22 protein-coding genes and 1 pseudogene are annotated in these 21,862 nt (G+C 60.2%); 12 read left to right on the forward strand and 11 right to left on the reverse strand.

Going from position 1 to position 21,862, the window contains the following annotated elements; all coding sequences use genetic code 11:
- Positions 1-108: 108 nt before the first annotated feature.
- Genes hmgA through maiA form a run of 3 tightly spaced genes read left to right on the forward strand, consistent with a single transcriptional unit; the run spans position 109 to position 3,369 of the window.
- On the forward strand, positions 109-1,413 hold the full coding sequence (gene hmgA, locus KGA96_RS16385; protein WP_223467461.1) for a homogentisate 1,2-dioxygenase: 1,305 nt from the start codon (positions 109-111) through the stop codon (positions 1,411-1,413).
- A 3-nt stretch (positions 1,414-1,416) separates the two neighbouring features.
- Positions 1,417-2,721: a fumarylacetoacetase gene (gene fahA, locus KGA96_RS16390; RefSeq protein WP_223513645.1), complete on the forward strand. Its 1,305-nt coding sequence runs from the start codon at positions 1,417-1,419 to the stop codon at positions 2,719-2,721.
- Between the two features lie 12 nt (positions 2,722-2,733).
- Entirely contained in the window at positions 2,734-3,369 is a 636-nt protein-coding gene (maiA, locus tag KGA96_RS16395) for a maleylacetoacetate isomerase (protein ID WP_223467460.1), read from the forward strand.
- An 84-nt stretch (positions 3,370-3,453) separates the two neighbouring features.
- Here the strand turns inward: maiA and KGA96_RS16400 are convergent, their stop codons facing one another.
- Complete coding sequence (locus KGA96_RS16400) at positions 3,454-4,257, reverse strand: SirB1 family protein (RefSeq protein WP_046040124.1); 804 nt, start codon at positions 4,255-4,257, stop codon at positions 3,454-3,456.
- A 183-nt stretch (positions 4,258-4,440) separates the two neighbouring features.
- On the opposite strand from KGA96_RS16400, the gene KGA96_RS16405 reads away from it, so the two are divergent.
- Entirely contained in the window at positions 4,441-5,460 is a 1,020-nt protein-coding gene (locus KGA96_RS16405) for a Glu/Leu/Phe/Val dehydrogenase family protein (protein ID WP_046040126.1), read from the forward strand.
- Between the two features lie 188 nt (positions 5,461-5,648).
- Here the strand turns inward: KGA96_RS16405 and KGA96_RS16410 are convergent.
- Positions 5,649-5,888: pseudogene (locus tag KGA96_RS16410) on the reverse strand (YebG family protein); the annotation flags it as partial.
- Between the two features lie 276 nt (positions 5,889-6,164).
- Here KGA96_RS16410 and KGA96_RS16415 point away from each other — a divergent pair.
- On the forward strand, positions 6,165-6,665 hold the full coding sequence (locus KGA96_RS16415) for a phosphate-starvation-inducible protein PsiE (protein WP_046040131.1): 501 nt from the start codon (positions 6,165-6,167) through the stop codon (positions 6,663-6,665).
- Here the strand turns inward: KGA96_RS16415 and KGA96_RS16420 are convergent.
- Positions 6,662-6,979, reverse strand: coding sequence for a DUF3509 domain-containing protein (locus KGA96_RS16420; protein ID WP_046040134.1), 318 nt, complete (start codon positions 6,977-6,979; stop codon positions 6,662-6,664). The two genes, KGA96_RS16415 and KGA96_RS16420, sit on opposite strands and share 4 nt — an antisense overlap.
- Before the next feature lie 242 nt (positions 6,980-7,221).
- Entirely contained in the window at positions 7,222-8,598 is a 1,377-nt protein-coding gene (locus KGA96_RS16425; protein WP_223513647.1) for an L-serine ammonia-lyase, read from the reverse strand.
- A 135-nt stretch (positions 8,599-8,733) separates the two neighbouring features.
- Between KGA96_RS16425 and KGA96_RS16430 the strand changes: the two genes are divergently transcribed.
- The 5 genes from KGA96_RS16430 to KGA96_RS16450 all read left to right on the forward strand — a co-directional run bounded on the left by KGA96_RS16430 (position 8,734) and on the right by KGA96_RS16450 (position 14,760).
- Positions 8,734-9,681, forward strand: a complete 948-nt coding sequence (locus tag KGA96_RS16430) for a LysR substrate-binding domain-containing protein (RefSeq protein WP_046040138.1) — start codon at positions 8,734-8,736, stop codon at positions 9,679-9,681.
- Between the two features lie 214 nt (positions 9,682-9,895).
- On the forward strand, positions 9,896-10,303 hold the full coding sequence (locus tag KGA96_RS16435; RefSeq protein WP_046040140.1) for an HPF/RaiA family ribosome-associated protein: 408 nt from the start codon (positions 9,896-9,898) through the stop codon (positions 10,301-10,303).
- A gap of 252 nt (positions 10,304-10,555) precedes the next feature.
- Complete coding sequence (locus KGA96_RS16440) at positions 10,556-11,128, forward strand: RNA polymerase sigma factor (RefSeq protein WP_046040141.1); 573 nt, start codon at positions 10,556-10,558, stop codon at positions 11,126-11,128.
- A complete protein-coding gene (locus KGA96_RS16445) occupies positions 11,125-12,114 on the forward strand; it encodes a FecR family protein (protein ID WP_046040142.1) in 990 nt (329 codons plus the stop codon). The genes KGA96_RS16440 and KGA96_RS16445 overlap by 4 nt, the downstream gene beginning before the upstream one ends.
- Positions 12,115-12,330: 216 nt before the next feature.
- Positions 12,331-14,760 carry a TonB-dependent siderophore receptor gene (locus tag KGA96_RS16450; protein ID WP_223513650.1) on the forward strand — a complete coding sequence of 810 codons (2,430 nt, stop codon included), beginning with the start codon at positions 12,331-12,333 and terminating at the stop codon, positions 14,758-14,760.
- A gap of 72 nt (positions 14,761-14,832) precedes the next feature.
- Here the strand turns inward: KGA96_RS16450 and KGA96_RS16455 are convergent, their stop codons facing one another.
- Positions 14,833-15,708, reverse strand: a complete 876-nt coding sequence (locus KGA96_RS16455; RefSeq protein WP_223467451.1) for a helix-turn-helix domain-containing protein — start codon at positions 15,706-15,708, stop codon at positions 14,833-14,835.
- Positions 15,709-15,845: 137 nt separating this feature from the next.
- Here KGA96_RS16455 and KGA96_RS16460 point away from each other — a divergent pair, with 137 nt between their 5' ends.
- Positions 15,846-16,748, forward strand: a complete 903-nt coding sequence (locus KGA96_RS16460; RefSeq protein ID WP_223467449.1) for a DMT family transporter — start codon at positions 15,846-15,848, stop codon at positions 16,746-16,748.
- A 27-nt stretch (positions 16,749-16,775) separates the two neighbouring features.
- Here the strand turns inward: KGA96_RS16460 and KGA96_RS16465 are convergent, their stop codons facing one another.
- Both KGA96_RS16465 and KGA96_RS16470 read right to left on the reverse strand, forming a co-directional pair.
- Entirely contained in the window at positions 16,776-17,285 is a 510-nt protein-coding gene (locus KGA96_RS16465; RefSeq protein ID WP_046040149.1) for a DUF2165 domain-containing protein, read from the reverse strand.
- Positions 17,286-17,471: 186 nt separating this feature from the next.
- A complete protein-coding gene (locus KGA96_RS16470) occupies positions 17,472-18,446 on the reverse strand; it encodes a 2-hydroxyacid dehydrogenase (RefSeq protein WP_046040150.1) in 975 nt (324 codons plus the stop codon).
- 192 nt (positions 18,447-18,638) lie between these two features.
- Between KGA96_RS16470 and KGA96_RS16475 the strand changes: the two genes are divergently transcribed.
- Positions 18,639-18,896, forward strand: coding sequence for a hypothetical protein (locus KGA96_RS16475; protein WP_046040152.1), 258 nt, complete (start codon positions 18,639-18,641; stop codon positions 18,894-18,896).
- An 85-nt stretch (positions 18,897-18,981) separates the two neighbouring features.
- Here KGA96_RS16475 and KGA96_RS16480 read toward each other — a convergent pair whose 3' ends face one another.
- From KGA96_RS16480 to KGA96_RS16495, 4 genes are all read right to left on the reverse strand, one after another.
- Complete coding sequence (locus KGA96_RS16480) at positions 18,982-19,731, reverse strand: YkgJ family cysteine cluster protein (RefSeq protein ID WP_046040154.1); 750 nt, start codon at positions 19,729-19,731, stop codon at positions 18,982-18,984.
- 83 nt (positions 19,732-19,814) lie between these two features.
- Positions 19,815-20,141 carry a hypothetical protein gene (locus tag KGA96_RS16485; protein ID WP_223513652.1) on the reverse strand — a complete coding sequence of 109 codons (327 nt, stop codon included), beginning with the start codon at positions 20,139-20,141 and terminating at the stop codon, positions 19,815-19,817.
- 147 nt (positions 20,142-20,288) lie between these two features.
- Positions 20,289-20,774 (reverse strand): GNAT family N-acetyltransferase, encoded by a 486-nt coding sequence (locus KGA96_RS16490; RefSeq protein WP_223513654.1) that lies wholly within the window; start codon positions 20,772-20,774, stop codon positions 20,289-20,291.
- A complete protein-coding gene (locus KGA96_RS16495) occupies positions 20,775-21,677 on the reverse strand; it encodes a chemotaxis protein CheV (RefSeq protein ID WP_046040162.1) in 903 nt (300 codons plus the stop codon). It abuts the gene before it with no gap.
- Between the last annotated feature and the right edge of the window lie 185 nt (positions 21,678-21,862).

The raw sequence follows: 21,862 nt of genomic DNA on the forward strand, positions 1-21,862 counted from the left end.
ATCAAATTACGTTATGCGTAATTAGATTACGATAAAAACAACCCAGGCGTGCCTCGACCTCTGCAACAGAGCGAGCGGCCACTGCCGACTCCCTGTTCAGGAGGCTCCATGAACCCCGATTCAACGACGCCAGCGCTGGCCTACCAGTCAGGCTTCGGCAACGAATTCAGCAGCGAAGCGTTGCCCGGCGCACTGCCTGTCGGCCAGAACTCCCCGCAAAAAGCCCCGTACGGCCTTTACACCGAACTGTTCTCCGGCACGGCGTTCACCATGGCGCGCAGCGAGGCGCGGCGGACCTGGATGTACCGCATTCAACCGTCGGCCAATCACCCGGCATTCGTCAAACTGGACCGGCAACTGGCTGGCGGCCCGCTGGGTGAGGTGACTCCCAACCGCCTGCGCTGGAACCCGCTGGATATTCCCGCCGAGCCGACCGATTTCATCGACGGCCTGGTGAACATGGCCGCCAACTCGGGCGCAGAAAAACCGGCCGGGATCAGCATCTACAACTACCGCGCCAACCGTTCCATGGAGCGCGTGTTCTTCAATGCTGATGGCGAGATGTTGCTGGTGCCTGAACTGGGGCGCCTGCGCATTGCCACCGAACTGGGCGTGCTTGAACTGGAGCCTTTGGAAATTGCCGTACTGCCTCGCGGCCTTAAATTCCGCATCGAACTGCTCGACCCGCAAGCCCGCGGTTACGTCGCCGAAAACCATGGTGCGCCGCTGCGGCTGCCGGACCTGGGGCCGATTGGCAGCAATGGCCTGGCCAATCCGCGGGACTTCCTGACCCCGGTGGCGGCCTACGAAAACCTGCAACAACCCACCACGCTGGTGCAGAAGTTCCTCGGCGAGTTGTGGGCCTGCGAGCTCAATCATTCGCCGCTCAACGTGGTCGCCTGGCACGGTAACAACGTGCCGTACAAATATGACCTACGCCGCTTCAATACCATCGGCACTGTCAGTTTCGATCACCCCGATCCGTCGATCTTCACCGTGCTGACTTCGCCAACGAGCGTACACGGCCTGGCCAACCTCGACTTCGTGATCTTCCCGCCACGCTGGATGGTGGCCGAGAAAACCTTCCGTCCACCGTGGTTTCATCGCAACCTGATGAACGAGTACATGGGTTTGATCCAGGGCGAATATGACGCCAAGGCCGAAGGCTTTGTGCCCGGCGGTGCTTCGTTGCACAGCTGCATGAGCGCCCACGGTCCCGACGGAGAGACTTGCACCAAGGCGATCAACGCTGACCTCAAACCGGCGAAAATCGACAACACCATGGCGTTCATGTTCGAGACCAGCCAGGTGTTGCGCCCAAGCCGTTTCGCCCTCGACTGTCCGCAACTGCAAAACACTTACGACGCCTGTTGGGCCACGCTGCCCGCCACTTTCGACCCGACCCGGAGATAACCCATGACGCAGACTTCCATCACTCGCAGCTGGGTTGCATCCGCTAACGGCCACGCGGATTTCCCCCTGCAAAACCTGCCACTGGGCGTGTTCAGCGTCAATGGCTCGGCACCGCGCAGTGGCGTGGCCATTGGCGAACATGTCTTTGACCTGCAAGCGGCCCTTGAGGCCGGGTTGTTCGATGGCGCCGCGAAAGCGGCGGTCGAAGCCACCCGTGGCGGCCAGCTGAATGCGTTCTTCGAACTGGGCCGCGAGGCTCGCGTCGCGTTGCGCGAGCGTTTGCTGGAACTGTTTGCCGAGGGCAGCACCCTGCACGGCAAGATCGAAGCCCAGGGCGCAAAACTGCTGCCGTTGGCGGCGGATTGCGAGATGCACCTGCCGGCGAAAATCAACGATTACACCGATTTCTATGTCGGCATCGAGCATGCGCAGAACATCGGCAAACTGTTCCGTCCGGACAACCCGCTGCTGCCGAACTACAAGTACGTGCCAATCGGCTACCACGGTCGTGCGTCGACCATTCGCCCGTCCGGTACCGACGTACGCCGCCCGAAAGGCCAGACATTGCCGGCCGGACAGAGCGAACCGACCTTTGGCCCTTGCGCGCGCCTGGACTACGAACTGGAGCTGGGCATCTGGATCGGCCAGGGCAACGACATGGGCGACTCGATTGCCATTGGCGACGCCGCCGATCACATCGCCGGTTTCTGCCTGCTCAACGACTGGTCGGCACGGGACATCCAGGCCTGGGAATACCAGCCGCTGGGGCCGTTCCTGTCGAAAAGCTTCATCACCAGCATCTCGCCGTGGGTGGTCACCGCCGAAGCGCTGGAGCCGTTCCGTCGTGCCCAACCTGCGCGTCCCCAGGGCGATCCACAGCCACTGCCGTACCTGCTCGACAAACGCGATCAGGCCGCTGGCGCATTCGACATCGAACTGGAAGTGTTGCTGCTCACCGAGGCCATGCGCGAACAGAACCTGCCAGCCCATCGCCTGACTCTGAGCAACACCGGGCACATGTACTGGACCGTGGCGCAAATGGTTGCTCATCACAGCGTCAACGGTTGCCAATTGCAGGCCGGTGACCTGTTCGGCTCGGGCACCTTGTCGGGGCCGGAAAACGGTCAGTTCGGCAGCCTGCTGGAAATCTCCGAAGGCGGTAAAAAGCCGATCGAGCTGGCTTCGGGCGAAGTGCGTAAATTCCTTGAAGACGGTGATGAAATCATCCTGCGCGGCCGTTGCCGCCGCGACGGTTTTGCTTCCATCGGTTTCGGCGAATGCCGCGGTAAAGTGCTGCCGGCGCGTTAACAGGAGCGGGGCATGGAACTCTATACCTACTACCGTTCGACATCTTCGTACCGGGTGCGTATCGCGTTGGTGCTCAAGGGCCTGGATTATCAATCCTTGCCGGTCAACCTGATCGCACCGCAGGGTGGCGAGCATCGACAGCCGTCTTATCTGGGCATCAACCCGCAGGGCCGCGTACCGGCCTTGCGTACCGATGAAGGCGAGTTGCTGATCCAGTCTCCCGCGATCATCGAGTACCTGGAGGAACGTTATCCACAGGTGCCACTGCTGTCCAAAGACCTGGCTGCTCGTGCTCACGAGCGCGGCGTGGCGGCAGTGATCGGCTGCGATGTGCACCCGCTGCACAACGTCAGCGTGCTCAATCGGCTGCGCCAGTCGGGCCACGACGAACCGCAGGTGGTGGAGTGGATTGGCCACTGGATCAGCCAGGGGCTGGCCACGGTGGAGCAGTTGATCGGTGATGACGGTTATTGCTTCGGTCCCGAACCTGGGCTGGCGGACGTCTACCTGATCCCGCAGCTGTACGCGGCCGAGCGTTTCAACGTATCCCTTGAGGCTTATCCGCGAATCCGGCGAGTGGCGGCATTGGCGGCGACTCACCCGGCGTTCATCAAGGCGCATCCGGCGAATCAGCCAGATACGCCTTAAGTCAGAAGCAGGATCAAAAGATCGCTGCCTGCGGCATTTCCTACCCCGATCCTCGGAGCTGCCGCAGGCTGCGATCTTTTGCTTTTAATGGACGATGGAATTGGGCGGCAAATGCCCCAGTCGTTCCGTCAGGCGAATCCGCTGGATCGGGTCGTCGCTGAGCAGCAGCGCATGCTCCAGGTCAAAACGCTCGGCGTTCGGGCAGTCCAGCCGTTGGTACAGGCTGGCCCGGGCCAGATAGTCGGCGGCAGTGGCATTGCCCAGTTCCAGGACGCGCTCGGCGTCGATCAAGGCATTGATGAAATCTTCGTGGGACAGGTACAGCTGGCGCAGGTTGCGCGACAGCCGTTGCAGCATCTGCACCGGCTCGGCGGTTACCAGGTGCTCGGCGCTGAGCTTAATGTTCGGGCCATACTGGCGGTGCAGCAGTTCCCGACAATCGTTCGGATAAAGGCGACGGCCGCCGCAGGGGTCGAGCAAATGATCGGCGCCCGGCACCCGCAGCAGGAAATGCCCGGGGAAGTTGACCCCGACCATGGGAATCTCCAGGCCCTTGGCCAACTCCAGCGCAATCAGCCCCAACGTCAAGGGTTGCCCTCGTCGGCGCTCCAGTACCTTGTCAAGCAGTGCCACTTGCGGGCGCAAAGGTGTGAAGTCGTCCTGGGCGAAGCCAATATCATTCATGCGCCGCAGCAGTGGCTGGGCCAGTTCACTGACCGGCAGCATCGGCAAGCCGCCGCTGACTCGTTGTTGCAACTCCTGGAAATCGGCCATCAACGCTTGCGGCTGCACCTCGCTGTCGTGCTCGGCCGCAATCCACAGTGCCGCCTCGAACAGCGCGGGCGGTGAACGTTGCAGGCAGGCGAAGAACGATTGGCGCGGGGTCATCAAAATCTCCGGGCAATGCCTCGTTTTAGCCCCCTCTCCGGCATTCGTCCAGTGCTGCAAAAGGGCGACCACAGGTTATTTCCGAAAGCCTGCTTCGGGGCCGTGCTTATTCCGGTGCGCTTCTGCAATTTTTGGGCGCAAGCCTATACTGGCGTCTACAAGACGTGATTCGGGAGCCTTACGATGTTCGCTCTCATGCAAAGCACTCGCCTTGAATCGCTGCATCTGAGCGTCGACTCGGTCACCGGGTTGAAGGCGGTCATTGCCATTCATAACAGCCGGCTGGGGCCTGCCCTGGGTGGTTGCCGTTACCTTGCCTACCCCAACGACGAATCGGCGGTCGAGGATGCTGTGCGCCTGGCCCAAGGCATGAGCTACAAGGCTGCGCTGGCCGGTTTGGCCCAGGGCGGCGGCGTGGCGGTGATCGTGCGCCCGGCCCATGTGGAAAACCGTGCGGCGCTGTTCGAAGCCTTCGGACGCTGCATCGAACAGCTCGAGGGCCGTTACATCACTGCCATCGACAGTGGCACGTCAGTGGCGGACATGGATTGCATCGCCCAGCAGACCCAGCACGTCACCAGCACCACCTCGGCGGGCGACCCCGCGCCACACGCGGCGATGGGGGTGTTCACCGGCATCCGCAGTACCGCCATGGCCCGGCTCGGCAGCGACAACCTCGAAGGCCTGCGCGTGGCCATCCAGGGCCTGGGTAATGTCGGGTATGCATTGGCCGAACAGCTGCACGCCGCCGGTGCCGAACTGCTGGTCAGCGACATCGATCACGGCAAGGTGCAACTGGCCATGGAGCAACTCGGCGCGCACCCGATTGCCAACGAAGCACTGCTCAGCACACCTTGCGACATCCTCGCGCCCTGCGGCCTGGGCGGTGTACTCAACAGCCATACCGTGACGCAGTTGCGCTGCTCGGCGGTGGCCGGTTCGGCGAACAATCAGCTGACGCATCTGGATGTCGCCGACCAACTGGAACGCCGCGGCATTCTGTATGCGCCGGATTACGTGATCAACGCCGGTGGGCTGATTTACGTGTCGCTCAAGCACCGCGGCGAAGAACTGTCGACCATCACCGCACACCTGTCGAAAATAAGCTCGCGCCTGACCGAAGTGTTCGCCCACGCCCAAGCGGAAAAACGTTCCCCTGCACGGGTGGCCGACGAGTTGGCGGAGAAAGTGTTGTACCGCTGAATCGGGCATGCGTTATCCACAGGCATGAAAAAGGCCCTGGGTCATTCGACTCAGGGCCTGTTCAATTCGGACTTTGCCTACTTGGCGGCTTTGGGGGCCTTGGCAGGCTTGGCCGGGGTGATCTGCTCTGCGGCCTCAACGACCTCGGTCGCTGCAACAGGTTGTGCGACTTCCACCGGTGCGCTGAGCAGTTCGGACAGGGCGTCCGGCTGGCTCTTGAACGCCTTGGCGAACACATCGCGATTCTTCGCCATGTAGATCCCGGCTTCTTCCACTTGCTGCTCGGTCAGGGACGGAACGGCTTTTTGCAACACTTCAGCCAGCAGTTCGGCCAGTTCGAGCATTTTGTCATGACGGTCAGCTTCGGCTTTATCCATGAACAAGCGCTCCAGATCTCGGCTGCTGCGGTATACCACTTCGACGGCCATTCACCACCTCACATGCCTTCACATTGGTTGTCGATTTCGACTACTGTATCTATATACAGCTAAAGGATAAGCGAAACCCTGTCTTTTGGGTAGTGGCTTTTTAATGTAGACCGGATTCGAGATTTGTCAGGCGAGGCGCTGCACAGGTGCGACCAAACGCCACCGCGCGTAATCCAGAGCGGCTCGCCATCATGGGCTGGCCTTTTTTCTGCATGCAGGAAAACCGTCACGTCCAACCCGCATCATCCGGTCGAATCGACCTAAGGAAGCAGCATAGTGAAAATCAACTGGGCCGAAAAACTGCGGCAGAACGTGCATGAACTGGCCGAGTCCCTGGGCAATCTGTTTGTCGAAACCTTTCACTACATGGCGCTGTTCGCCATTGGTGCGGTGACCGCGTGGGCGGCGGTGATGGAATTTCTCGGGATGATCGAAGAAGGGCACATCAAGATCGATGACATCTTGCTGCTGTTCATCTACCTGGAACTGGGGGCGATGGTCGGGATTTACTTCAAGACCAACCACATGCCCGTGCGCTTCCTGATCTACGTGGCGATCACCGCGCTGACGCGGCTGCTGATTTCCAACGTTTCGCACCACAACCCGCCGGACCTGGGGATCATCTACCTGTGCGGCGGGATTCTGCTGTTGGCGTTTGCGATTCTGGTGGTGCGTTACGCTTCGTCGCAATTTCCTTCGGTGAAGATCGAGAACCCACACCGCAAGACAGGTGCGGGCTCCAGTGAACATCCGGAAGTAGAAAAGGGCGAGCTCTAAAGCCCCATGGCGGGTCGGGGACGGCCATTGGCTGATGGTGGCGGCAGGCTGCGCGTGCCGTCATCGGTCATGGATTCGAGGATGGCCACGGCGCTGTGGCCCTGCTCGATGGCAATGCCGAACTGAATGCTTTGCACCAGTCGTTTCAGGCGCTCGGGGTCATTGCGTTGTTCGGCGCTGATCATGCGCTTTGCGACTACGTGTCCACTGTTGGACAGGGTCAGCATGATGCTGCCATCCAGGCCCTGAATGCTCAGGTTGATCTGGTAATCCGCTGCAAAGGCATCGGTAATGAGCTGGAAAGGGTTGTCCATGATGCGTCACCGCCTGATTGAACGTGCAGTTGTTGACCAGCCGTGATCGGGTTGGTTCGCAATGCCAGACCACCGGCCATCTCGCCATCATTGTTCCAGCAGGGAAGTAGCAAGGCCCATGCCGGAAAATTGTTGGACAAAAAACCGGTAACAAAAAGGCGGGCACTGAGGCCCGCCTGGTTTTTGTCTGCCTTTTGCCTGCCCGTTTCAGGGCAATAACGGCTGGCGTGCAACCTAAACGGTCAACACTCCACCCAGTTCACCGCCAGGCCGCCCCGCGATGTCTCTTTGTACTTGTCGTGCATGTCGGCCCCGGTATCGCGCATGGTGCGGATCACCCGGTCCAGGGAAATGAAGTGTTTGCCGTCGCCGCGCAGGGCCATTTGCGTGGCGTTGATGGCCTTCACGGCAGCGATCGCGTTGCGCTCGATACACGGCACTTGCACCAGTCCGCCAACCGGGTCGCAGGTGAGGCCGAGGTTGTGTTCCAGACCGATTTCGGCGGCGTTTTCCAGTTGCTCCGGGGTGGCGCCAAGCACCTCTGCCAGGCCGGCGGCGGCCATGGCGCAGGCGGAGCCGACTTCACCCTGGCAGCCGACTTCGGCTCCGGAGATCGAGGCGTTTTTCTTGCACAGGATGCCGACCGCAGCGGCGCCCAGGAAAAATGCGACCACGTCATCGTCAGACGCATCGGCATTGAATTTCATGTAGTAGTGCAGCACCGCCGGAATGATCCCCGCCGCACCGTTGGTCGGTGCCGTGACCATACGCCCGCCGGCGGCGTTTTCTTCGTTCACGGCAAGGGCGTACAGGTTGACCCATTCCATTGCCGACAAGGTGGACGTAATGACGTTCGGCTTGCCGATTTCCTGCAGGCTGCGATGCAGTTTCGCCGCTCGACGCGGAACATTCAGACCGCCGGGCAAGATGCCTTCGTGGCGCAAGCCCTGCTCGACGCATTCGCGCATCACCGACCAGATATGCAACAGGCCCTGGCGAATATCTGCGTCACTGCGCCATGCCCGTTCGTTGGCCATCATCAGTTCGCTCACCCGCAGCCCGTGCTGGTTGCAGAGCTTGAGCAGTTCGGCGGCGCTGGAGAAATCGTAAGGCAGCACCACATCCCCGGTCGGTGCGATCCCGGATTCGGCTTCGGCCGCTTCGATGATGAAACCGCCACCCACCGAGTAATAGGTTTGCTCGAACAGTTCGCCGGTTTCACCCAAGGCTGTCAGGGACATGGCATTGGGGTGGTAGGGCAGGCTCTCGTTTAGCAGCAGGAGATCGCGTTGCCAGTCGAAGGCAATTTCCACAGCGCCTGCCAGACACAATTTGCCGGTTTTGCGCAGGGTGTGAATGCGGTTGTCGATGCTGGTGGGATCGATGCGGTCGGGCCATTCGCCCATAAGGCCCATGACGCAGGCGCGGTCCGTTGCGTGGCCGACACCGGTCGCCGACAGAGAACCGTAAAGGCGAATTTCCACGCGTCGCACGTCAGCCAGAAGACCGTGATCGACCAGCGCTTGGGCAAAGGTTGCGGCAGCGCGCATCGGACCGACGGTATGGGAACTGGACGGGCCGATGCCGACTTTGAAGAGATCGAAAACACTGATAGCCATGCTAAAGCCTGCACATTCAATGGAAGGGAAATCGCTGCCATTTCTGTAGGACAAGCGCAATTTGGGCGATACTGCCTGTCACGATCCTGCGTGACCAACGAAAATTCCTAAGACATCCTTTAGCAGGGCTAAACGATGAGCCGTCAATTACACGCCCAGACGTATGTCTGGCTGAACGTGTTTGCCTGTGCCGCACGGCACCTGTCGTTCACGCGATGCGCCGAAGAGCTGCACATCACACCGGGAGCGGTCAGCCAGCAGATCCGCCAGCTGGAAGAGCGCCTGGGCTTTCGCCTGTTTCACCGCCGCGCCCGCGGAGTTGAGCTGAGCGCAGAGGGCCAGCGCCTGGCCATTACCGTTAACGAGGCCTTTGGCAGCATCGACGCGGAATTGCGGCGACTGGACGCGGGCATGATCAGCGGGATTCTGCGGGTGCGTTCGATTCCGTCGTTCCTGAGCAAATGGCTGACGCCGCGCCTGCCGCGTTTGCAGCAGCGTTTTCCGGACATTCAGTTGCGCCTGGTGGCCGAGGACAGCAGCGTGCCGTTGCATGAAGGCGACTTCGACCTGGCGATCGACCTGAACGACGGCAGCTACCCGGGCCTGCTATCCACAGCCTTGCTGGATGAACAGATTTTTCCGGTGTGCGCGCCGAGCCTGTTGCGTGGTCGTCCTCCGCTGCACGGTCCGGCAGACCTGATGCACTTTCCCTTGCTGCACGACATCACCGCCTGGCGCGGCAGCTATGAGTACGCGGAATGGGAGTTTTACCTCAATGCCATCGGCTTCGAGGGGGCGGATGTGCGACGCGGGCATACGTTCAATCGCAATCACCTGACGATCGAAGCGGCCATCGCCGGGATGGGCGTGGCGATTGCGCGACGAACGTTGCTCAATGATGAGTTGGAGCGTGGTGCCTTGATCGTGCCGTTTGGCCTGGCGGTGCCCAATCACAAGCGTTACATGCTGCTTTACGCACCGGGGGCGTTGAGCCATCCGGGTGTGCGCGCGGTGCACGATTGGTTGGTGGAGGAGGCGGGTGCTTTTCGCAGCATGCACCCGTTGGGGGAGCGGCAAATGTGAGGAATTTTGGCGGGTAAGCAGGGTGACCCAACTCCCGACAGTAACAGCGCTTTTGCTCGTTGTCCGGCTTTTTTTGCGTATGAATATTTATCTTTTTTCAGGGGTTGAATTGTTCAGCGTACAGACCGATTGTGTAAGTAAGAGGTCACGGTGATGACGCCCAAGGGCTTAGCTGACCGGCCTCTCGCGAGCTAGCTGAAATAAGGGATGAACTATGCAAATCCAAGTCAATAGCGATAACCATATTCAAGGCAGTAAACGACTGGAGGAGTGGGTACGTACGACCATTGAGAGCACGCTCGAACGCTACGAAGAGGACCTGACACGAGTCGAGGTTCACCTGCGGGACGAGAACGGCGATAAGCCCGGTCCCCACGACATGCGCTGCCAACTGGAGGCGCGGCCAAAAGGCCATCAGCCGGTTTCCGTCACCCATAAGGCCTCCACCATGGAGCAGGCGATCGACGGAGCGGCCACCAAACTTGAACATGCGCTGGAGCATATGTTCGGCAAATTACGCGGCAAACGAGCTAATGTGGTGCCCATCGAGAGTGACGCCCATGCCGACCAGCTGCTGGAAGAAGAGTTTCTTGAGAACGAACAGGCAGCGCTTAACGGCTGACACCTGATTCACTTTTTTACCTTCCCATGAAAACGGGCCTGCATTGCAGGCCCGTTTTGTTTTCGGTGGCTTTTGGATTCCATGGCCATTGGCTGGCTCCGGGGGCAGCCAGGTTTGCGGTGCAGCCAACGGGCGAAATAGGGGCTACACCCGATCCTTTTGCATATGAGAATATTTATCATTAGTATTGCGGCCTTGCCGGCCCCCTGACGCTGTCGTGGCCTCACCGGTTTTCAGATCGAAACATGAACGATGATCACTCTGCCCCCCGATTCCCACGATATCGAGTGCGATGAACAGCGCGGCGACCGTGCGCATTTTCTCCAGGTGTTTCTCTCCCAGCGTTCGCAAATGGAAGCACTGGTGAGTCGGCGTGTCGGTTGCCGGGCGACGGCGGCTGACCTGGTACAGGATTTGTTCCTGCGTTTCTGGCGGCGGCCGCTGGTGCAAGTCGAGGAACTCAGCACCTACCTGCTGCGCTGCGCCGGCAACATCGCCATCGACCATTTGCGCAGTGAAGGCACGCGAGTCCGGGCCAGCGAAGGCTTGATGGTCGAGCCGCCGGACAGTCATGGCAGCGGGCCACAAGCGGCGCTGGAGGCGGGCAACGATTTGCGTCACGTCGAAGCCGCGTTGCGCGCCTTGCCGGAGCGTACGCGGCAGATCTTTTTGCTCAATCGCATTCACGGCCGCAAGTACGCCGAGATCGCCAAGGCCATGGGCTTGTCCCAAAGTTCCGTGGAAAAACATATGATGCGCGCCCTCGAAGCCTGCAAGGCCAGCCTTCGGGAACCCGAATCGCGTACGCCAGGGAAAGCATCGTGAACCACCTCGAACGCGTCACCCCGACGCCCGCGCAGGAGCGGGCCGCGCTGGCCTGGCTGAGTCTGTTGCATGACCAGCCCAGCAGCGGTGACCAGGCGACGTTCAGCCAGTGGTTGCAAGCCGACCCCGCCCATGCCGAGGCCTATGCCCGGGCGCAGGTCTTGTGGGAGTTGAGCGAAGGGCCGGCGCGCGCGCTCGCCAATGAAGACGCTTTTGCCTTGCAGGGGTATCTCAACGCCATGGACAAGTCGCGGCGCAGCACGGTCGGGCGCTGGTCCGGTGTGCTGGCGATGGCCGCGTGCCTGCTGTTGATGATCAGTGTCGGCACAGGCTGGCAGCCGATGCGCTGGATTGATGACCTGGGGGCGGATTACGTCTCGGCACAGGGGGAAATCCGCACCGTCACCCTGGCCGATCAGTCGCAGGTGACACTGGATGCCGACAGCGCTATCGCCGTAGATTTCAGTCGTGGTGAGCGGCATGTGCAACTGCGTCGCGGCGCCGGTTTTTTCAGCGTGACGCATACGGGGGAACCCTTTGTGGTGGACGCCGAGAAAGGCCAGGCGCGGGTCCTGGGTACGCAGTTCGAGGTCCGTTTGCAGCCCCACGGCGTGCAGGTCACGGTGCTGTCAGGACGGGTTGGCGTGACGGCGCAGCAGAACGCCGAACAGCAAATTCTCACCGCCGGCCAGCAAGTGGCCTATGGCGAAGGCTCGGCGGAAAAACTCCACGCGGTGGACAGCGAAGCGCAGTTGGCATGGCGCCAGGGCTGGCTCAATTACTACAAGGCGACGTTGGCCGATGTGGTGCAGGATTTGGCGCGCTATTACCCCGGTCGGATTGTGATACTGAACGATGGACTGGCGACGCGCCGGGTCAGTGGCAGCTTTCCGAGCAGGAACCCGCAGGCAGTGTTGAGTTCGTTGCAGGGCGTGTTGGGGTTTGAGCAGCATCAGGTGTTGGGGCACCTGATTATTTTGCGTTAAAGCTGCTGGCCTCTTCGCGAGCAGGCTCGCTCCCACAGGGAAATGCATTCCAAATGTGGGAGCGAGCCTGCTCATGAAGTCGGTGGGTCAAACGCCACTTTTCTTTCAATAAAAATATTTTCAAATTTCTGCTGAGGTAAACCCGATTGCCATCCGTGTAGTGACTGAAACTGCGAGTCATTCGCATCCGTTGCGGTTCTACACAGGTCATGAGTCATGAAGTCCAGGGCAAAGTCGGGTTCGGTCAAACAATGGTTGGGTGTGTCTGCGTTGAGCTTTTCGGCATTGGCGTTGTTGCCGCTGAGCGTGGCGCTGGCCGCGGAGGCGGGCAGCAGTCAGCCCCGTGGGCAATTCAATTTCGCGCTGGCCGCCAAACCGTTGCCCCAGGCCCTGAGTGATTTCAGCCGGATGACCGGCATCAGCGTCGTCTACACCGACGAAGCGCCGTACGGCGTCAATGCGCCGGCCATCAACGGCCAGATGAGCGCCGAACAGGCCCTGCAACGTCTGCTCACCGGTTCGGGTTTGACCTTCCGTCGCACCGACGGCCACACCTTCGCACTGGAACCGCGGCCAACCGACGGCGCATTGAATCTCGGCGCGACCACCATCACCTCGTCGATGGATGAATCCATGAGCTACCAGCCGCCACCGACCTCTTCGGTGATGCGCTCTTCGGCCCCGATTCAGGAAATCCCGCAGACCATCAACGTCGTCCCGGCCCAGGTCATTCGCGACCAGGCGCCGCGCAATCTCGATGACGCCCTGGCCAATGTCAGCGGCATCACCCAGGCCAACACCTTGGGCAGCACCCAGGACTCAGTGATGGTCCGTGGCTTTGGCGACAACCGTAACGGCTCGATCATGCGCGACGGCATGCCGATCGTGCAGGGCCGTGGCCTCAACGCCAGTGTCGACCGGGTCGAAGTGCTCAAGGGCCCGGCCTCGTTGCTCTATGGCATCCAGGATCCGGGGGGCGTGGTCAATATGGTCAGCAAGAAGCCCGAGCTTGAGCAATACAACGCACTGACCGCGCGCGGTTCGAGCTATGGCGACGGCAAGAACGGCAGCGGCGGCGGTCTCGACAGCACCGGTGCCCTCGGCGATTCCGGGTTGGCCTACCGCATGGTGCTGGACTACGAAGACGAAGATTACTGGCGCAACTTCGGTGTGCATCGCGAGAGCCTGATCGCGCCGTCGCTGGCCTGGTACGGCGAAAGCACCAGCCTGCTGTTCTCCTATGAGCACCGCGAATTCCTCACGCCGTTCGACCGTGGCACGCTGATTGATCCACGGACCAACCATCCGCTGGACATCTCGCGCAACGAGCGCCTCGACGAGCCGTTCAACAACATGGAAGGGCGCTCGGACCTCTATCACTTCGAGGCCGATCACGAACTCAACGACAACTGGAAAGCTCATTTCGGCTACAGCTGGAACCGCGAAACCTACGATGCCAGCCAGGTGCGCGTGACCGCCATCGACACCAAAAAGGGCATCCTGACCCGCAGCATGGACGGCACCCGGAATGCGATCAGCACCGACCGTTTCACCACCGCTAGCCTCGAAGGCAATGTGAACGTACTCGGCATGCAGCATGACCTGCTGTTCGGCATCGACGACGAATACCGCAAGATCTTCCGCGAAGACCTGATCCGCCAGAAAAGCCGCACCCAGTTCAGCTACGTGAACCCGATCTATGGTCAGGAAGTGCCGGGCACCACCGTCAGTGCGCCCGACAGTGCGCAGACCGATGAACTGCGTAGCGATTCGGTCTTCCTGCAAGACTCCATCCACCTCACCGATCAGTGGACTCTGGTGGCCGGCGCGCGTTTCCAGGCGTATGACCAGTACGCCGGCAAAGGCGTGCCGTTCCACGCCAACACCGACAGCAACGGGCAGAAATGGGTGCCGCGCGCAGGCCTTGTGTACAAGTACACCGATGCATTGTCGTTCTATGGCAGCTACACCGAGTCGTTCAAGCCAAACTCCACCATCGCGCCCTTGAGTGGCAGCAGTACTGTGCTTGACGGCGGCATCGCACCGGAAGAAGCCAAGTCCTGGGAGCTGGGTGCCAAGCTTGATCTGCCGGGCCGCGTCACCGGCAACATTGCACTGTTCGACATCAAGAAACGCAATGTGCTGGTGGCCAACGCCGAAGGCCCGACCACGATTTACAGTGCCGCCGGCGAAGTGCGCTCCCGTGGCCTGGAAGTGGACTTGAGCGGTCAACTCAGCGATCGCTGGAGCATGATCGGCAGCTACGCCTACACCGATGCCGAGGTCACCGAAGACCCTGTTTACCAAGGCAATCAACTGCAAAACGTGGCGAAGAACAGCGGCTCGTTGTCGGCCGTCTATGACTTCGGCAGCGTCATTGGCGGTGATCAACTGCGAGTCGGCGCCGGGGCGCGTTATGTGGGTGAGCGCGCGGGCAACGCGGTGAACGATTTCGACCTGCCGAGCTACACCGTGGCCGATGCGTTCGCCACCTACGACACCAGGGTCGAAGGGCAGACGGTCAAGTTTCAGCTCAACGTGAAGAACCTGTTCGACCGCACTTACTACACCTCGGCGGCGAGTCGGTTCTTTGTTTCCATGGGGGATTCGCGGCAGATTTCGCTGTCCAGCACGCTGGAGTTCTGACGACCGACCGCGTCATCGTTCATCGCGAGCCTGCTCGCGAAGGCGGCAATTGTGGCGCCGAAGATCCCGGGCCTAACGCAAAAACGCCTGCCGATACTCACCGGGCGTCCCGCCGAGTGACTGGCGAAACCGGTTGGTGAAATGGCTGGCACTGGAAAAACCGCAAGCCAGCGCAATCTCCCCCAGTGGCTGCGAGGTCGTGCGCAGCAACTCCCGCGCCCGCTCAAGGCGCCGAGCCAGCACGTACTGGTGGGGTGGCAAGCCGAAGCTTTCGCGGAACATCCGCGCGAAGTGGTATTCCGACAACGCGCACAACGCCGCCAACTGACCGAGGCTGATGGCCTCGTCCAGATGGCTGTCGATGAACTCCACCAGATGCCGGCGCTGATGCGCGGCCAGCCCGCCTTTAAGGCGCAAACCCTGACGCACGTTGACCTGGCTGAGCAGGGCATGGCTGAGCAATTCGTGAGCCAGGCTGCTGGTGAGCAGGCGCTCGCCCGGCTCGTCCCAGTTCAAGGTGATCAACTGCCGAAAGCGCAGCGCCTGCTGCGGATCATCGAGAAAGGTCTGCTCGCGCAGCTGCATTTCCCGTGGTTCGCGATCGAGCAGGGTGACGCAGCCGAGGGCAAACTGTTCGGGGCTGAAATACAGGTGTGCCAGGCGAATATCGCCGTTGATCACCCAGCCTGACTGGTGATCGGCCGGGAGGATGCACAGTTTGTCCGGGCCGCCCTTGTTGGTGGGCTGGTCGCGGCGAAAGGTGCCGGTGCCGCCGGCGAGGTAACAGGACAAGGTGTGATGACTCGGCGCTTCGTATTCCTGGGCGTCGTGGTGATTGCTCCACAAGGCTGCAGACAAGCCGTCACCGAGCTCGGCACTGTGCTCGAGGCGAGCATTCGGCGAGCGGTTGAGGGCTTGAAAGACTTGCAGGTTGTCCAGTGCGGCCATATGGGTTCTCTCCAACGCCTTGCATCCTACTCCGTAGACGTGCGCCTGCCAGCCTGTCGCCAGACAAAAGCGCAAGTTTATGCAAGTGCGCCCAGGCGTTGCGCCGGACACTGGGCTCCTATCGAGGAGCCTTAGTCATGAACCTTTCTTTGTACCTGCTGACCGTGCTGATCTGGGGTACCACCTGGATTGCCTTGAAATGGCAACTGGGCGTGGTGGCCATTCCCGTGTCGATCGTCTATCGCTTCGGCCTCGCCGCGCTGGTGCTGTTCGTGATCCTGCTGCTCAGCCGACGCCTGCAAGTGATGAACCGTCGCGGGCACCTGATCTGCCTGGCTCAAGGTTTGTGTCTGTTCTGCGTCAACTTCATGTGCTTCCTCACGGCGAGCCAGTGGATCCCCAGCGGTCTGGTGGCGGTGGTGTTTTCCACCGCCACCTTGTGGAATGCCCTCAATGCGCGGGTGTTTTTCGGTCAGAAAATCGCCCGCAATGTGCTGATGGGCGGTGCGTTGGGCCTGCTGGGGCTGGGACTGCTGTTCTGGCCGGAGCTGGCCGGGCATACCGCGAGTCCGGAAACCTTGCTCGGTCTCGGCCTGGCCCTGTGCGGCACCTTGTGTTTCTCGGCGGGCAACATGCTTTCGAGCCTGCAGCAGAAGGCCGGTCTCAAGCCACTGACCACCAATGCCTGGGGCATGGCTTACGGGGCGGCGATGCTCTCGGTGTGGTGCCTGGTCAAAGGCATTCCCTTCGACATGGAGATGAGCGCGCGTTACATCGGGTCACTGTTGTACCTGGTGATTCCGGGATCGGTGATCGGTTTCACCGCATACCTGACCCTGGTCGGACGCATGGGGCCTGAACGGGCTGCGTACTGCACGGTGCTGTTTCCGGTGGTGGCGCTCAACGTGTCAGCGTTCGCCGAGGGTTACCAATGGACGGTGCCGGCGTTGTTGGGGCTGGTGTTGGTGATGTTGGGTAACGTACTGGTGTTTCGCAAGCCAAAACCACGCTTGGTACAGGGAAGTAGCAAGCTCGCTTGAAACGATGCTCATTGAGCACTGAAGTCCTCAGTGCTCGACTTTTATCACAATATAAATCAGCAGCGGAAGTATGAAGTCGACAATGTGTCGGGTCCAGTCTTTGTAACTCCAGGCTTGTGATTGGTCCATGTTGAACCATTCCACTCCGATAACTTGAAAGCCGACATAGTAAAGCGAGAGTGCAATGAATAATCCAATGATCGCGGGCTTTTTGGCTTCGTGAAATTCTTCAGCGCTGCTATTCATGTTTTTATAAAGATAACAGGTTCCGATCATGAAGAAGAGCGTATAGATAAGTTCAAGTGTAATGATGAACCAGTAGATTCGGTGATGGAATATGTGCGAGGTAATGGCCCTGTAGCTGTACCTCCCGTCGTCATCAGTGGTCTCCATGCTCAGGATGTGACTGATGTTTTCGTAGTTGGTTGTATAGTCTGTAAAGTTGCTGTACATCACCAGCAATCCAAAAAAGCTAATGAATAACATTAGTGTGGCTTTACTGAAGCGTATGACTTTATTTGTCGTGAGTGGGTTCAAGGTGATGGTCTCCTTTGTTGTTCCCGTTGTTGCTGGAAAAGTAAGGAGAGTCTAGCGCGTGGTTTTATTGAATGTTTATTGACTGAATTGCAGGGTGTGTATCCAGACAGCTTTTTACAGGTTGAGAGTGATATTGTTTTTGTTCTTTGTATTAAAGGGCAGGCGCTTATAACGCCTGCCCTTTTTTTAACCCTTCCAGACTTGCGGGTTGACCAGGTCCTGCGGTCGTTCCCCCAACAGCGCACTGCGCAAGTTGGCCAGGGCACGGTTGGCCATGGCATCGCGGGTCTCATGGGTGGCCGAGCCGATGTGCGGCAAGGTCACGGCGTTTTTCAGCTGGAACAGTGGCGACTCGACCAGCGGTTCTTTTTCGTATACGTCCAGCCCGGCACCACGAATGCGGTTGTTTTGCAGCGCCTCGATCAGCGCCGGTTCATCCACCACCGGACCACGGGAAATGTTTACCAGAATGGCACTCGGCTTCATCAGCGCCAGTTCGCGATGGCTGATCAGGTGTTTGGTCTTCTCGCTGAGCGGCACCACCAGGCACACGAAATCGGCCTCGGCCAGCAATTGATCGAGGCTGCGGTACTGTGCGCCGAGTTCCTGTTCCAGCTCGGTCTTGCGGCTGTTGCCGCTGTAGATGACCGGCATGTTGAACCCCAGGCGACCGCGTCGGGCGATGGCCGCACCGATATTGCCCATGCCGACAATGCCCAGGGTCTTGCCATGCACATCGCAACCGAACAGCTGCGCACCGACAGTGGCCTGCCATTGCCCGGCCTTGGTCCAGTCGTCAAGTTCGGCGACGCGACGGGCGCTGCTCATCAACAGGGCAAACGCCAGGTCGGCGGTGCTTTCGGTGAGCACATCCGGCGTGTTGGTCAGCATGATCCCGCGTTCGTTGAAGTAGGCCAGGTCATAGTTGTCGTAGCCCACCGAGACACTGGACACCACTTCCAGGCTGGCGGCGTTCTCCAGTTGCGCACGACCGAGTTTGCGGCCTACACCAATCAAGCCATGGGCATGGGGCAGGGCTTCGTTGAACTGGGCGTTGATGTCGCCGTTTTTCGGATTCGGCACGATGACGTCGAAGTCTTGTTGCAGGCGTTCAACCATTTGTGGAGTGACGCGGCTGAATGCCAGGACAGTCTTTTTCATAGGGGGGGCTCGTCGGGCGGTGAAGAATGATGAGCACGCTAACATTCTTCACGGGATTTGTGCGAGTCGCTCAGCGGTCGTTGCAAGCTTGCAGCTTGTGCTGCTCCATCCAGTTATACTGCGGCACTTCTTATACTGTGGCATGCGGCCCACTCACCGGGCCCGACATTTCATGCACCACCCGGAGCTTTCATGACATCCCCGAAACAACCGCCGGTAGCCGACGCCTTGAGCGACGCACAGGCAGAGCTGCCAGACAGCGTCGACTCCAGCGCCGACAGCGAATCCAAAGCCGAGATCCCGACCTTCAAATTCCCGTTCAAGCCGGGTGAGCTGGCGGCCGCCAAGGGTTCCAACCAGCCGTGGTACAAGAACGGCGCCAAGAACGGCCACACCAAGACACCGGGCATGGCACCGCCGGGGACTCGTCGGTCGATGGGCAAGCGCTAGGCCTTCATGCTGCGGTGCTTGACCTGGCCCCATCGCGAGCGAGCTTGCTCGCGATGGGGCCATTACAAGTGACGAATCCTTCGGATCAAACCGCCCGCAACGAAATAAACGAGTAATTCGCCGACGTATCCGCCGCCAATTGCGCACCTGCGGCCAACACTTGCTCGGCAATGCCATCGCCGGACACATGAAACAGCCATTCGCTGCCCCACTCTGGCAACGTTTGCCCGGCCAGGTCGTCAATGAGCGCGGCGAACTCCGCCATATCCGGAAGATAGGCGGTAAACCCGTCGCCCTTCAGCGCCGTCGTACGAATCCCCAGCAACGCACAAATCGCATCCTTCATCAGAATGTCATCACGATCCGCCTGACGGGAGCGCTGGATCAACTCCGACAATTCCCGGTCGACCAACTCACCACCGACAATCAGGTCCGGTCCTTTTTCCCACGACTCAGGCGGACATTCCTTCACGGCGGTGTTCAGAGGTATGTGCGGATTGATTTCCATCGGATAGATACGGCACACCAGCGGCCGGCGTTCGTAGATGCGGCAGAGGTTGTCTTCGTCAAGATTCCGGCAGGGGCCGACATTGTAGGCGGCGAAGGTGATGGCCACGTACACCTCGGATTCACCGCTGCGCACCGCCGCCGAACGGCGTTCGGCGTGTTCGCGTTGGTGCATCGGCAGACCCAGGCCATTGCCCAGATACGCTTCCACCAGCACGATCACCTGACCGCCATCGGCTGCCCACATCCGGGCTTCGCCCAGGGTCAGGGGCACATGGTGGTCGTTGCAGCATTTGCCGCAGCCTACACAGGAAAAGGTTGTATTCATTGAGCGTTCATTCGCATCACAGGGCATGAAACGGCGACAGAATGCCGCCGCAAAGGTCGCGATCGAAGCAAGTTATGCGCCACTCAGTTTGCCTTGCCGGCCGGGCGGATGGAGTCCCATTCGGTGACGTACGCGGTTTTGCTCTTTTTGTTGTACAGGCACAACTCGGTGCCTTGTGCGCCTTTCATGTGCTTTTGCGGGTACTGACCCTGGAGCAGGAGCGCGGTATAGCCGACCCGGTCATCGAACTGCGCGGCGGTGCCGACCGGTTTGCTGTCCTTCAGGCCACTGGCTTTGGTGCAGTTGGTGAGTACGGCTTTATCGTAGGTGGCCCAGGCGTTGGGGCTGGAGGCGTGGGCCTGGGTGGCGAGGGCAGTGAGGCAGAGAATAGTCAGGGTTGCTGCTTTCATGGTTCAGGCATCCTTGGTGCTGTGACCGAAAGGTGAGTATGCCTGAAGGTTTTGAGGTGGTTGTGCCGGCCCCATCGCGAGCAAGCTCGCTCCCACATTTGGAATGCAATCCCCTGTGGGAGCGAGCTTGCTCGCAATGGCGGTTTGTCAGAGCGGAACCGGTTCCCGGCGGACGGCGCGCATCCCGACGCTTTCATACAAGCGCCGCGCCCGAAGGTTGTCTTCACGTACCTTCAGGTCCACGAAACCTTCACGTCGCTGCTGGAACACCTTGAACGCCTGTAACAGCAGTGCACGCCCCAACCCCCGGCCCTGAAACCGCGGATGCACCACCAGATTCTTGATATAGGCACTGGTCCAGCACTGACACACGCCCACCACTTCTCCGGCATCCAGGGCAATCAAACACAGGGCCGGATCATATTCCGGATCGGTTTCGAACTGCCGTTGCCACATCTCCAGCGCAGCTACGCGACCACCACCGTCGAGATAACCGAACTCCATCAACCGGTGTACGGCGGCACCCAGTTCGGGGCGGTACTCGCTCAATTGCAGGCCAGCAGGCCAATCGGGGGACGGCGCGACGACAGAGAGGTCGCGCCGCATCAGCCAACAGAATTCTTCGGTCAACATTCAATAACCCTGTTCGGCGACAGCCTTGGCCGCGGTGATCAGGCACTGGGTCAATTCCGGCGAAGAGAATTTGGTCAGCACCGCGTTCGCCCCCGCCAGTCGTGCTTTCTCGGCGTTCATCGCACTGTCCAGCGAGGTGTGCAGCAGTACATAAAGATGCGCGAAATCCGGGGTTTCCCGCAGGGTGCGGGTGAAGGCGTAGCCGTCCATCTCCGACATTTCGATGTCCGAGACGATCAGGTTGATCTGCTGCGCGGTGCCTTGCAGGTCCAGCAGGCAGTCGATGGCTTCCTTGGCGCTGCGGGCGGTATGGCATTGCAGGCCAAGGTTACGCAGGGTGTGCACCGATTGTTGCAAGGCGACCTGGCTGTCATCGACCACCAGGATGCGTGCGTTGCCGAGCAGCTCGGCGTCTTCCATGCTCAGTTCGGTCGGCGCCATTTCGATTTGTGCCGGGGCGATGCCGTGGATGACTTTTTCGATGTCCAGCACTTGCACCAGGGTGCCATCGACCGACGTCACGCCGGTGATATAGGCACGCAAACCACCAGAGCCGAAGGGCGGCGGGTGGATGTCGGTGGTCAGGCAATGGACGATCTTGCTCACGGCCTGCACGTGCAGGCCCTGCTTGGAACGGCTGACGTCGGTGACGATCAGGCAGCCGCCGTTCGGGTCTTCCAGCGGACGCTCGCCAATGGCACGGCTGAGGTCGATCACCGACAGCGAGGCACCGCGCAGGGTGGCGATGCCTTTTACGTGAGGGTGCGACTCCGGCAGCCTGGTCAGCGGCGGGCAGGGAATGATTTCACTGACCTTGAGCAGGTTGATCGCCATCAGCTTGCCGCTGCGCAAGGTAAACAGCAGAAGCGAAAGTGAGTCTGCGCGGGCTTTGGTGGAGGACATAGGAACCTTCTCTGGAAAAAGGTGACGGGCAATCCCGGGATCGCCAATGACTTCGATGCCGGGTTATCGACTTGTCGGGGGCAGGCTTTAGGGTGAATTCCCATCTTGGACCAAACGGTGGACCTTTGTGGCGAGGGAGCTTGCTTGTGGCGAGGGGGCTTGTCGGATCGCCGCACCGCCCCGTT

The sequence above is a fragment of the Pseudomonas sp. GL-R-26 genome (genome assembly GCF_019947365.1).
Lineage (GTDB): Bacteria > Pseudomonadota > Gammaproteobacteria > Pseudomonadales > Pseudomonadaceae > Aquipseudomonas.

Excerpts from the sequence above, each read along its gene's own strand:
- hmgA (WP_223467461.1), top strand. The coding sequence starts at position 109 with ATGAACCCCGATTCAACGACGCCAGCGCTGGCCTACCAGTCAGGCTTC.
- fahA (WP_223513645.1), top strand. The coding sequence starts at position 1,417 with ATGACGCAGACTTCCATCACTCGCAGCTGGGTTGCATCCGCTAACGGC.
- maiA (WP_223467460.1), top strand. The coding sequence starts at position 2,734 with ATGGAACTCTATACCTACTACCGTTCGACATCTTCGTACCGGGTGCGT.
- KGA96_RS16400 (WP_046040124.1), bottom strand. The coding sequence starts at position 4,257 with ATGACCCCGCGCCAATCGTTCTTCGCCTGCCTGCAACGTTCACCGCCC.
- KGA96_RS16405 (WP_046040126.1), top strand. The coding sequence starts at position 4,441 with ATGTTCGCTCTCATGCAAAGCACTCGCCTTGAATCGCTGCATCTGAGC.
- KGA96_RS16420 (WP_046040134.1), bottom strand. The coding sequence starts at position 6,979 with ATGGACAACCCTTTCCAGCTCATTACCGATGCCTTTGCAGCGGATTAC.
- KGA96_RS16425 (WP_223513647.1), bottom strand. The coding sequence starts at position 8,598 with ATGGCTATCAGTGTTTTCGATCTCTTCAAAGTCGGCATCGGCCCGTCC.
- KGA96_RS16430 (WP_046040138.1), top strand. The coding sequence starts at position 8,734 with ATGAGCCGTCAATTACACGCCCAGACGTATGTCTGGCTGAACGTGTTT.
- KGA96_RS16435 (WP_046040140.1), top strand. The coding sequence starts at position 9,896 with ATGCAAATCCAAGTCAATAGCGATAACCATATTCAAGGCAGTAAACGA.
- KGA96_RS16440 (WP_046040141.1), top strand. The coding sequence starts at position 10,556 with ATGATCACTCTGCCCCCCGATTCCCACGATATCGAGTGCGATGAACAG.
- KGA96_RS16450 (WP_223513650.1), top strand. The coding sequence starts at position 12,331 with ATGAAGTCCAGGGCAAAGTCGGGTTCGGTCAAACAATGGTTGGGTGTG.
- KGA96_RS16455 (WP_223467451.1), bottom strand. The coding sequence starts at position 15,708 with ATGGCCGCACTGGACAACCTGCAAGTCTTTCAAGCCCTCAACCGCTCG.
- KGA96_RS16460 (WP_223467449.1), top strand. The coding sequence starts at position 15,846 with ATGAACCTTTCTTTGTACCTGCTGACCGTGCTGATCTGGGGTACCACC.
- KGA96_RS16470 (WP_046040150.1), bottom strand. The coding sequence starts at position 18,446 with ATGAAAAAGACTGTCCTGGCATTCAGCCGCGTCACTCCACAAATGGTT.
- KGA96_RS16475 (WP_046040152.1), top strand. The coding sequence starts at position 18,639 with ATGACATCCCCGAAACAACCGCCGGTAGCCGACGCCTTGAGCGACGCA.
- KGA96_RS16480 (WP_046040154.1), bottom strand. The coding sequence starts at position 19,731 with ATGAATACAACCTTTTCCTGTGTAGGCTGCGGCAAATGCTGCAACGAC.
- KGA96_RS16485 (WP_223513652.1), bottom strand. The coding sequence starts at position 20,141 with ATGAAAGCAGCAACCCTGACTATTCTCTGCCTCACTGCCCTCGCCACC.
- KGA96_RS16490 (WP_223513654.1), bottom strand. The coding sequence starts at position 20,774 with ATGTTGACCGAAGAATTCTGTTGGCTGATGCGGCGCGACCTCTCTGTC.
- KGA96_RS16495 (WP_046040162.1), bottom strand. The coding sequence starts at position 21,677 with ATGTCCTCCACCAAAGCCCGCGCAGACTCACTTTCGCTTCTGCTGTTT.